This window comes from Curvivirga sp., assembly GCF_965219885.1.
In the GTDB taxonomy this organism is placed as follows: domain Bacteria; phylum Pseudomonadota; class Alphaproteobacteria; order UBA8366; family Aestuariispiraceae; genus Curvivirga.
Map to the genome: position 1 here is coordinate 2,198,570 of NZ_CBDCOT010000009.1, position 11,431 is coordinate 2,210,000.

Consider the following 11,431-nt stretch of genomic DNA (forward strand, 5'->3'; position numbering starts at 1 on the left):
GGGCAATGGAATATGCAGAACTACAAGTGATCAGCAACTTTACCCTTCTAGAAGGGGCAAGTCATGCAGATGAACTCATTATTCAAGCTAAAATCTTAGGGCTAAAGGCGATTGGTATCGCAGATAGAAACAGTTTGGCTGGTGTTGTACGTGCCCATAAAGCTGCGAAAGCACATCATCAACGTTTATTGATTGGGGCACGCCTTGATTTACAAGATGGGCCAAGTCTTGTTGCTTATCCAGAAAATCGTGCAGCCTATGGGCGACTTTCTCAGCTGATCACCTTGGGGCGTCGCCGTGCAGAGAAAGGGGAATGTGAGCTTTATTTGAAAGATGTTTTGTCTGTGGCAAGTGAGATGCGTTTGATACAGCTCGTAACAGACCCTGCTTCCGTTGAATTAAAAGGGCAACTGGATCAACTTCATAACGCTTTTCCAAATCATATATACTTGTCTGCATCTCATTTATTGCGCGGGGATGATCAACAAAGAATTCAGATGTTAGCCGAATTATCCCAGGCGACGGGTGTAAAACTGCTCGCCACCAACGATGTTATTATGCATGTCACAAGCAGACGTCCGCTAGCAGATATTCTCACTTGTATTAAAGAAAAATGTACGATTGATGAAGCTGGTCGTCGTGTACAAGTTAATGCGGAAAGACATCTCAAATCACCAATACAAATGGAGAAGCTATTTACAGGTCACGAAGAGGCACTCGCGCATTCATTAGAAATTGTAGATGCCTGTACTTTTTCTCTTGATGAACTGTCTTACAGTTATCCTACTGAAATTATGGAGCCGGGGTTAACAGCACAGCAATCACTTGAAAAATTAACGTGGGAGGGCGCGCAAAAGAGATATCCGAGAGGCATTCCTGATAAAGCGCGAGAAGTGATCGAACATGAATTAGAGCTAGTTAAAGGCTTGAATTACGCACCGTATTTTTTAACTGTCTATGATCTAGTCAAATTTGCCAGGAATGGAGGCACGGAACAAAAAAAAGAAATCCTTTGTCAGGGACGTGGATCTGCAGCCAACTCCACTATTTGTTACTGTCTTGGTATCACCAGTATTGATCCGATTCATCTGGATTTACTTTTTGAACGTTTTATTTCGCCAGAACGTAATGAACCACCCGATATCGATGTGGATTTTGAACATGAACGACGTGAAGAAGTCATTCAGTATATTTATGAAAAATACGGCAGGCATCGGGCAGGGATGACAGCGGTCGTATCTTGTTATCGGGCGCGTGGTGCAATTCGTGAAGTCGGAAAAGCCATGGGTTTATCCGAAGATACGGTTGGTTTGCTTTCCTCGCAAATCTTTCATTGGGGGAAAGGGGATGAAATTAAAGATGAAATGTTATCAGGTGTGGGACTTGATCCAAAAGATTATCGTCTACGTTTGACCATAAACTTAATACATGAATTGATCGGTTTTCCACGGCATCTAGGTCAACATGTCGGTGGCTTTGTGATGACCGATGATCGTTTGGATACGATTGTACCGATTGAAAATGCGGCCATGGATGATCGCACTGTCATTCAATGGGATAAGGATGATCTGGATGAATTGGGTATTTTGAAAGTAGATGTGTTATCTCTAGGTATGCTGACTTGTATCCGTAAGTGCTTTGATATGATTAGCAGCCATTATGGTAAGCAGTTTACTTTGGCCACATTGCCTCAAGAAGATTCAGCCACTTATGATATGCTTTGTGTGGCCGATGCAATAGGTGTGTTTCAGGTGGAAAGCCGTGCCCAACTTTCTTTTCTGCCACGCATGAAACCGCGTAATTTTTACGATTTAGTGATTGAAGTGGCAATTGTACGGCCCGGTCCAATTCAGGGGGATATGGTACATCCCTATCTTCGACGAAGAAATGGAGAGGAGCCTGTCAGCTATCCTTCAAAAGAATTAAAACGTGTCTTGGCTAAGACATTGGGCGTACCATTATTTCAGGAACAGGCAATGAAAATTGCGATTGTTGGGGCTGGTTTTACGCCTTCGGAAGCAGATCAATTACGTCGGTCTATGGCAACTTTCAAACATACAGGAACCATCAGTACATTTTATGATAAATTTGTCCAAGGCATGGTGCGGAATGGTTACCAACAAGAATTTGCTGAACGTTGTTTCCGGCAAATTGAAGGTTTCGGGGAATATGGTTTTCCAGAAAGTCACGCAGCTAGTTTTGCTCTCTTGGTTTATGTATCTGCCTGGATAAAGAAACATTATCCTGCGGTCTTTGCTTGTGGATTGATCAATAGTCAGCCTATGGGATTTTATGCCCCGGCACAGATTGTGCGCGATGCTAAGGACCACGGTGTTGAAGTTCGTCCACCTGATGTGAATTATTCCGATTGGGATTGTAGTTTAGAGCCTGCGGGTGCGGGATATGCAATCCGTCTTGGGTTACGTCTGGTAAAAGGGTTGCATCAGGATGATGGGGACTGGATTGCATCGGCCAGAGGTAATGGATATCGTATTCCTCATGATTTGTGGCGGCGTGCCAATATTGGGAAGCGCCCTCTTAATGCGTTGGCGCGGGCTGATGCCTTACAATCAATGGAGTTAAAACGACGAGAAGCTCTATGGGAAGTGAAGGCAATTAATGGTAATCAGCCTTTACCTTTGTTTGAGGCAACGGGGGAACAGGAATATGGAGAAGAAGCAGCCGTTAGCTTACCTGAAATGACATTAGGAGAAGAGGTTGTTTCAGATTATTCTTTTACACGATTATCTCTGAAGGCGCATCCTGTTGGTGTGATTCGTCCTTTCTTACCTGTTACAACGAAAGCAGAAGAACTTAGTCAGATTAAAGATGGTTCTATGGTAACTGCCATGGGGTTAGTTATTGTACGTCAACGACCAGGAAGTGCCAAAGGCGTAATTTTCTTAACCATTGAAGATGAAACCGGTACGGCTAATTTAATTGTTTGGCCCGATATGTTTGATAAATATAGGAAAGAAATTTTCACGTCTCGCTTTATTCGTGTAAAAGCTGAATTACAACGCGAAGGTATCGTGACCCATTTAGTTATAAAACATTTGGAAGATCTGTCTTCCTATATGGATGAATTAGCGTCTGGCCGTTATGATAAAGTAGAGGCTGATAAAGACAATCATCCTATGGTTAAAACAGCACCAAGTAATCTAGGAAAACACCCACGTAATATTGCGCAACAACTTTTCCCAAGTCGTGATTTTCATTAAGTTTCATTGCGAAGTTTAATGGATGTCATATCAATTAAGAGTTGTGGTTATTGAATGTGTTTAACTTTCGTTCATATACTTTTTGTTTTCGTTTTTATTCGTATTCTAAGAAATGTCTCCTAATTGTTTTCTATTGACTTTCGAATGGCGACTAGTTTTACTTTATTGTTACAAAATTGTTACATAGAGATGATGTGGCAAGATTTGATAATGTTTGAGTGATTTATTTCGAAGTTTTGTTACAGAAATTTTATAGCTAGATGACGCCAGAAAACATTTTTTCCCGATATGAAGAGATTCGTAGTCGCTTACCACAAATGAAGACCGCAGTTACATCTGTATCTTTATCGCCTAAGCATGTGGAGAATCTTGGGCAACTTACAGAGGCATTTGATGCTTTTCTGTTTGATGCATTTGGTGTTCTCAATGTTGGTGAGGAGCCTATAGAAAGTTCGGTGGCACGGTTTGCTGAATTACAAGCTTTGGGTAAAGAAATGTATATCCTCACAAATTCTGCCAGTTATCAAAAGCAGGATTTGTTAACAAAATTTCATAGGCTTGGATATAATTTATCAGAAAATAATATCGTAAGTAGCCGCGAAATTTTAATAGAGTTTCTTCGTGAAAAACAGAGTTCTATTCAAGAGGAAATTTCAAATATCGGGGTTATCAGTATATGTGAGCTTTCTGATTTTCCAGAAAATTATAAATATCAAAACTATAAAGATGTTGGGTTTAAACTTTCGCGCCCCGAAGAGGAAGCTTTCTGGAAGGCGGATGCTTATCTGTTTTTGAGTAGTGCTCAATGGACAGAGGAACTGCAAGTAAAGTTATTAGAATGTCTGAAAAAAGATCCAAAACCGATATATGTGGGGAATCCAGATATCGTTGCGCCACGTCCGGGATTCTTTTCATTGGAGCCCGGTTATTATGCACATCAAATATTAGATCAGACTGATGCTGAAGTAGAATTCTTTGGCAAGCCTTATGACAATACATTTAGTTATGCGATCGCAAGGATCAGGGAGGCATATCCTGATCAATCTTCTGACCGCATTTTGATGTTAGGGGATACCTTGCATACCGATATTCTTGGCGGTAGTGCCGCAGGAATTAAAACCGCCTTGATTACGGATCATGGCGCCTTTGCTGGAAGAGATATCCAGCCTTATGTCGCAAAGTCAGGAATACGTCCGGATTTTGTTATTCCAACTATATAATAATAACTAACTAGATGAACCAAAAAGGGGAAAATCATGCGTTTCATTAAAACTATCTTAAAAACAGCGACCGCGATTGGCGTGGCCGCTACATTTTCAAGCTTTGCCAATGCATCTGAATGTAGCAACCAAGGTGCGTTAGATTCACGTTATTGCGATGCGGATAAAGATCTAATTGCTGATGTGCCGACTGACAGCAGCCAATGGGCAGACCCGGATACACTTATCTTTGCTTATACACCTGTTGAAGACCCCGCAGTTTATAAAACAGCTTGGTCTGATTTCTTAACTTATTTAGAAGATAAAACAGGTAAAGATGTGGTTTTCTTCCCTGTTCAGTCAAATGCAGCAGAGATTGAAGCGATGCGTTCTGGACGTTTACATATTGCTGGCTTTAATACAGGTTCAAATCCTTTGGCTGTAAACTGTGCAGGTTTCCGTCCGTTTACAATCATGGCTGGTGCTGATGGTAGCTTTGGTTATGAAATGGAAATCTTAACTTATCCGGGATCCGGCATTGAAACTGTCGAAGATATTAAAGGCAAGAAAATGGCGTTCACATCGCCAACGTCTAACTCTGGTTTCAAGGCGCCATCTGCGATTTTGAAAGCAGATTACAATATGGTACCTGAACGCGATTTTGAACCAACATATTCTGGTAAGCATGATAATTCCATCCTAGGTGTTGCCAATAAAGATTATCCAGCGGCCGCAATCGCCAATTCTGTATTAGCGCGTATGTTATCTCGTGACGTGGTGACCGAAGATCAGATCGTTTCAATTTATAAATCTCAAACCTTCCCAACAACTGGCTTTGGTGTGGCGCATAATTTGAAACCTGAATTACAACAACAAATTCAAGATGCATTTATGAACTTCCCTTGGGAAGGTTCCTCCTTGGAAAAAGAGTTCTCTCGTAATGGCGAGGCGCAATTCATTCCTATCACTTATAAAGAGCATTGGGATGTGATTCGTAAGATTGACGCAGCAAATGGCGTTTCTTACTCCTGCTCCTAATCTCTAAACTGACAAAGGACAGTGTGGTTTTCTGCACTGTCCTTATTTTTATTTAGTTTATTTTTTAAGGATTGATTAAGTGCTTCAGTTAAACAATTTATCAAAAGCTTATGTATCAGGTGATTACGCGTTAAAAGACGTAAGCTTCACAATTGAAAAAGGGCAGGTTGTGGCATTAATTGGCCCTTCCGGCGCTGGTAAATCCACTTTGATTCGGTGTATTAACCGCTTGGTAGAGCCAACATCAGGTTCTGTTAACTTGAATGGTGAAAATATCACAGAATTACCATCGCGTAATTTACGTGAAATTCGTCGCCAAATGGGAATGATTTTCCAGGATTACGCATTGGTAGATCGTCTCTCTGTTATGGAAAATATTCTGTCGGGGCGATTGGGGTATGTTGGTTTCTGGCGCAGTTTGCTTCGCAAGTTCGGCCCGGAAGCTGAAGCGGCTGCTTTTAAATTATTGGAACAAGTCGGGCTGCCGGGCTACGAAGACAAACGCGCTGATGCATTATCTGGAGGCCAACGTCAACGGGTTGGTATTGCCCGGGCACTCATTCAAAATCCGAATTTACTACTTGTTGATGAACCAACGGCATCCCTAGATCCTAAAACGGCCAGACAAGTTATGCGCCTTATTCGTGATCTTTGTCAGGAACGTAATCTTGCCGCCATTATTAATATTCATGATGTTGCTCTTGCTCAGCAATTTGTGGAACGTGTCATTGGCTTGAAAGCCGGGCAGGTGGCGTATGATGGCCCTCCAGACGGATTGACCCCTGAGGTGCTGACAGAAATTTATGGTGAAGAGGATTGGCATGACACGATCCGCGCTGTTGATGATGATGAGAGCGACGATGAAGCTTCTGAGGCTGTGGCATGAGCGAAAAAGTAATTGAGAATAAAAGGTGGAAACGCCCTCCGATGATCAAGCGCACATGGCTTCGTGTGCTTGTATGGGTCGGCATTCCGCTTTACGTATTTTTGTCTTTCGGCAGTATGGAAGTAAATTGGAACCGTGTCATTGAAGGCATTCCAAGAGGACAAGAATTTATTCTGTCTTTTTCTTCTCCTGATTTTGTCACCCGTTGGGATGATATCTCTGCCGGGATTTATGAAAGCTTGGTGATGGCTTTTGCTTCTACAGTGGTTGGTATTTTAATCTCCATCCCAATTGGTCTGGGAGCTGCGAAAAATCTATCTCCGGCACCTATTTATTTCTTTTGTCGTGGTATTATTTCTATTTCTCGTGCGCTTCAGGAAATCATTGTGGCAATTTTGATGGTCGCAATCTTTGGCTTTGGGCCTTTTGCTGGCTTTATTACACTGGCCTTCTCTACGATTGGTTTTCTTGCAAAACTTCTTGCTGAACGTATTGAAGATGTGAGTAAATCGCAATCAGAAGCAATTCGTGCGACAGGTGCAAGTTGGCCTCAATGGATTCTATATGGCATCCACCCACAAGTCCTTCCGCGTTTAATTGGTTTATCTATGTATCGTTTGGATATTAATTTCCGTGAATCTGCAATTCTTGGAATCGTTGGGGCCGGCGGTATTGGTGCTACGTTAAATACCGCTTTTGATAGATATGAATTTGATACAGCTGCAGCGATTCTCCTTATCATTATCGGGCTTGTTTTGATCGCAGAATATACATCAAGCTGGTTGAGAGTGAGGGTCCAATAATGCCTATTAAATTTTTAGATGACGGCTCAAAAGCTTGGAAACGTCACGACCTTAAAACCAGTTTGCGTATCTGGTTTGGGTGGCTTGCTGGTCTTATCTTGTTTGTTTACTGCTGGCAGATCATATCTGAAGCCACCACGTGGTTCTTTGTTTTTGATGCGCCACGTATTGCGCAGGATATTTTTACACGTGCGATGCCACCACGATGGGAATATATCAACCAACTTTGGGAACCACTTTGGGATACGTTTAATATTGCAACAATAGGAACCGGTATTGCTATTATTTTTGGTGTGCCAATGGCGTTCTTAACCGCAAGTAATACAACTCCATCTCGCTACATCATACGGCCAATCTGTATGATATTTATCGTTGCGTCTCGCTCTATCAACTCATTGATTTGGGCCTTGCTGACAGTAGCGATTCTCGGACCTGGTGTGTTGGCAGGTGTTGTTGCGATTTCCTTACGTTCAATCGGCTTCTTTGCCAAGTTAGTTTATGAAGCGATTGAGGAAATTGACGAAACGCCTGTGGAAGCAATTAAAGCAACTGGTGCCTCTCGTTTGCAGATTATGGTGTATGCTGTTTGGCCGCAAGTGAAAGCGATTTTTGTGGGCGTTGCTGTATTTCGTTGGGATGTGAATATTCGTCATTCAACTGTATTAGGGCTTGTTGGTGCAGGTGGTATCGGTTTGCAATTGTCTTCTTCTTTAAACACGTTGGCTTGGCCGCAAGTTTCCTTGATTATTCTTGCGATTTTTATAACCGTTGTGTTTTCCGAAGCAATTTCCGCGAAAATCAGAGCATTTATTACAAATAAATAAGTTGTCTTTTATAGATTGTGGGGAGCTGGTAGAAATATACCAGTTCCCCTTTTTTCATCATCTCATAGATTGGAAAGTTAATGAATAATCCTAGAAACGTCATCGTGACAGGTGCAACAAGTGGCGTTGGTCTCGCTTTAATCCCATTGCTGAAAGAAAAAGGATATCAACCAATTCTTACAGGACGAAATGCAGAGAAAGTTCAGAACTATGCAGCCGAACAACAGGTGCCGGGTTATGTTCTTGATGTTTCAGATACCGGATCTATACCTTCTGTTATCGAAGAAATAGAAAAAGAAAACGGGCCGATTTTTGGATTGATTAATAATGCAGGGATTTGGTTGGAAGGTGAATTTGCTACCAATAAACCTGAAGATATTCATGATGTTGTCAATTGCAATATGATGGGTACCATGATGGCCACACATGCTGTCCTACCTGATCTTGCAGAACGTGGAACTGGATTTATCTTTAACGTTGTTTCAACAGGCGCTCTATATACACGCAAAAATATCAGTGTTTATGCCGCAAGCAAATGGGCGATTCGTGGTTTTACCGGTTGTCTTGAGGCTGAATATGCACCTAAAGGTGTTCGTGTAATGGGGTTTTATCCCGGAAAGATCAGTTCTGAAATGTATACAACCGCTGGAGTTCCAAGAGATTTAGAAATCGCAATGACACCTCATCAAGCAGCTGAAATGATTATCATGATGATTACCCATGAAAATATGGTATGGTCACATGTTTCAGGAAGATCGCTAAGTGACTATGTATAAAACTACGTATTTTAGGGGGAAACTCTCATAAGCGAGAGAGATAGAATGGTTATTTTGCGTTCAACGTTACATGCTATCTAATCGATTAAAAGCTATTGGTAGGCCCGGGCGGACTTGAACCGCCGACCAATCCGTTATGAGCGGACTGCTCTAACCAGCTGAGCTACAGGCCCCCAATCACTGGTTTTCTAATCTCTGATTTCCGGCTTTGCAAGACTGCTTTGTCTAAAAAGTGCTTTTTTTATAATTTGAAGAATTTTATCTCTCTTTTCCTCGGAAATAAATATATTGAGAAAGAAGAGAGGATTGTAATTTTGGGTCAGGTTGTTAAGTGATACGATTAAGGCAAGATAAGGTAACTCATATGGAAATTTATGTTGATGGTGATGCATGTCCGGTAAAACAAGAAGTTATAAAAGTAGCAGAACGTCATAAGCTTAAAGTTTACCTGGTGGCAAATGAATGGTTGCGTCTTGGGATGCATCCATTAGCAGAATCAATCGTGGTATCAGAAGGAGCAGATGCTGCCGATGATTGGATCGTAGATCATCTTCAACCAAATGACATTGTTATAACGAATGATATTCCGTTAGCAGATCGTTGTTTAAAGAAAGGCGGCCATGTATTAGGCGCAAAAGGTAAACCCTTTGATATCAATAATATTGGAATGGCAATGGCTATGAGGGAGTTGAAATCTGATTTGCGTGACATGGGAACAATTAAAGAAGGTGGTCCTGCTTTTTCCAAACAGGACCGTTCTAGTTTCTTAAATGCACTTGAGGTTATGGTGCAAACGGCGAAACGTAGATAACAACGCTGAAAGCCAATATAGTATCCAAGGGCGTATTACTTACATAAGTTGGAATTTGGTAATCATCCCTATGAATTTTTGCCTTTTGCTGTTTCCAAGGTTGTAGACAAATTCGTATGCATATGTCGGATGGACGTTAGAATCGCTTCTGTTGTCTCGCCTAGTTGCTTGGTTACTTCTACGGAATGTTCCGCGGCTTCCATCATATTTTGACCCGCTGAGGATAGATTTTCCGCTGTTGAAAAACTTAAATCTGTTTTCTCATTGATTTGTTGGCTTAAACTCTCCTGAGTTGAAAACTCATTCGTCAATGTTTCCATCGCGGCATGAAGTCCTTCTACATGAGTGTTGATACCATCAATGCCTTCTACCGTTTCTTGTGTGATGCCTTTGATATTTTTTACGCGTTCGGAGATTTCGTTAGCTGAATCAGCGCTATGTCGTGCCAGATTTTTCACTTCATTGGCCACAACAGCAAAACCTGCACCCGCTTCACCTGCACGCGATGCTTCAATAGTTGCGTTAAGGGAAAGCAGGTTTGTTTGGTTTGCAATATCGCTGATGATTTTTACAATATCCTCCACTTCATTTGCAGCTTGATTCAGGGCACTTACCTGTTTCTGAATGTCATGCGTTTGTTCAAGTGTCAGGCGGGTTTGTGCTTTATGCTCTTCGATGACCCCGGCCAATCTGTCCGTTTGCTTTATTAAAGATTGGCTGTAATCGGCAATATTTGAAGATGTCATTGCATTTTGATTGGAATGTTCGCATAGATTACTTGATTGTTTTGTGGTTCTTTCTGCGTCATTTGCAATGTTATTAGCAAGATTCGCTAATCTATCTGTTAAGGTTGTTAATTCTTTAAATGAACTATCCATGCCTTCAGTGAGGTTGTCCGATACTTTTGTTAGGCGCTTTTGAAGTTTACGTCGCCCTTTTTCTTTTTGTGCTTGTTGTGCGTCGCGTAGTTGTTCAGCTTCCAGATTGGCTTCTTTGAAACGTTCGATGGCACGGGCGAGGGACCCGATTTCATCGTGTCGCTTTAAATAAGGAACATTAGTATTGTTATCGACTGCCACAGCACGGGCAGTGTGTTGCAACACAACAAGTGCATTTGTGACGATATATTTTCCTGCCAAGAATAAAGCCGTGACGGTTAGCAATATGGTACCAGCTTCAATTACTAGCATGATTTGTTGGGTGATTTTATTTTGCTTGGCAGCCTCAAGTTCTTTTGCCGCCAATAAGTCTACAAATTCGAGAATAGAATTCCGTGATGTTTCTGCTGCTAAAGCATAATCTGCGATTTGGGACTTAACTTTAAGTATTTTTGCTTTTATGTCATTTGGGTCTGTGTTGATATCACGGGCTTTTTGTACCTCCATCTGAACTGTTTCTATATCTAAACTGTCCAAATAGTGTAATGTAACTTTGTCTATGAAGGCTTCATCTGTGAAGACACCTATACCAATGGTGGGGGTGCCGTTAACTTCCTTTACAACGATGTTTCCAGGTTTGCTGATATCGCGACGTTCTTTTCGTTTGTTATAGATAGTTTTGATTTCTTTACGCCCCTCAAGAACCTCTGTACGAGCGTCTTGTTCTTTAATCCAATCTAAAAGGCTTTCTGCCGGGCTTGTAGTTAGATTGTTTGAAACGGATATTAAATTCCCCTGTAAACGAAAAACTTCCTGACGAAGGTTCTCGTTCATATCTTCTACCATCAGGATGCGGTCATGTTGAATATCTGTTTGCTGTTTTTGCAAGAATAACGTTGTTCCATATAACAGAGACATGATCAGTATAAGTATGATTGTCTGTATGATACCTAGTTGTAGGTCTATTCGGGCTCTTATTTTATTGAGTAGCATCT

The 11,431-nt window shown here is 41.5% G+C and carries 9 protein-coding genes and 1 tRNA gene; 8 read left to right on the plus strand and 2 right to left on the minus strand.

Annotated elements, in window-relative coordinates; all coding sequences use genetic code 11:
• Positions 1–5 precede the first annotated feature (5 nt).
• The 7 genes from ACOQOA_RS15855 to ACOQOA_RS15885 all read left to right on the plus strand — a co-directional run bounded on the left by ACOQOA_RS15855 (position 6) and on the right by ACOQOA_RS15885 (position 8,747).
• Positions 6–3,221: an error-prone DNA polymerase gene (locus tag ACOQOA_RS15855; protein WP_420549580.1), complete on the plus strand. Its 3,216-nt coding sequence runs from the start codon at positions 6–8 to the stop codon at positions 3,219–3,221.
• 260 nt (positions 3,222–3,481) lie between these two features.
• The gene (locus ACOQOA_RS15860; RefSeq protein WP_420549581.1) at positions 3,482–4,441 is read left to right on the plus strand and encodes an HAD-IIA family hydrolase; all 960 of its coding nucleotides are present in this window, start codon (positions 3,482–3,484) and stop codon (positions 4,439–4,441) included.
• Between the two features lie 36 nt (positions 4,442–4,477).
• Complete coding sequence (gene phnD, locus ACOQOA_RS15865) at positions 4,478–5,458, plus strand: phosphate/phosphite/phosphonate ABC transporter substrate-binding protein (protein WP_420549582.1); 981 nt, start codon at positions 4,478–4,480, stop codon at positions 5,456–5,458.
• 79 nt (positions 5,459–5,537) lie between these two features.
• The gene (phnC, locus tag ACOQOA_RS15870) at positions 5,538–6,344 is read left to right on the plus strand and encodes a phosphonate ABC transporter ATP-binding protein (RefSeq protein ID WP_420549583.1); all 807 of its coding nucleotides are present in this window, start codon (positions 5,538–5,540) and stop codon (positions 6,342–6,344) included.
• Positions 6,341–7,147, plus strand: coding sequence for a phosphonate ABC transporter, permease protein PhnE (gene phnE / locus ACOQOA_RS15875; RefSeq protein ID WP_420549584.1), 807 nt, complete (start codon positions 6,341–6,343; stop codon positions 7,145–7,147). Before phnC ends, phnE (ACOQOA_RS15875) begins: the two co-directional genes overlap by 4 nt.
• Positions 7,147–7,971: a phosphonate ABC transporter, permease protein PhnE gene (phnE, locus tag ACOQOA_RS15880; RefSeq protein ID WP_420549585.1), complete on the plus strand. Its 825-nt coding sequence runs from the start codon at positions 7,147–7,149 to the stop codon at positions 7,969–7,971. The genes phnE (ACOQOA_RS15875) and phnE (ACOQOA_RS15880) overlap by 1 nt, the downstream gene beginning before the upstream one ends.
• 80 nt (positions 7,972–8,051) lie before the next feature.
• On the plus strand, positions 8,052–8,747 hold the full coding sequence (locus ACOQOA_RS15885; protein WP_420549586.1) for an SDR family NAD(P)-dependent oxidoreductase: 696 nt from the start codon (positions 8,052–8,054) through the stop codon (positions 8,745–8,747).
• Positions 8,748–8,843: 96 nt separating this feature from the next.
• Here ACOQOA_RS15885 and ACOQOA_RS15890 read toward each other — a convergent pair.
• A tRNA-Ile gene (locus ACOQOA_RS15890) sits at positions 8,844–8,920 on the minus strand.
• 191 nt (positions 8,921–9,111) lie between these two features.
• Here ACOQOA_RS15890 and ACOQOA_RS15895 point away from each other — a divergent pair.
• The gene (locus ACOQOA_RS15895; RefSeq protein WP_420549587.1) at positions 9,112–9,558 is read left to right on the plus strand and encodes a YaiI/YqxD family protein; all 447 of its coding nucleotides are present in this window, start codon (positions 9,112–9,114) and stop codon (positions 9,556–9,558) included.
• Positions 9,559–9,626: 68 nt separating this feature from the next.
• Here ACOQOA_RS15895 and ACOQOA_RS15900 read toward each other — a convergent pair whose 3' ends face one another.
• The gene (locus tag ACOQOA_RS15900; protein WP_420549588.1) at positions 9,627–11,429 is read right to left on the minus strand and encodes a methyl-accepting chemotaxis protein; all 1,803 of its coding nucleotides are present in this window, start codon (positions 11,427–11,429) and stop codon (positions 9,627–9,629) included.
• Positions 11,430–11,431: the final 2 nt, after the last annotated feature.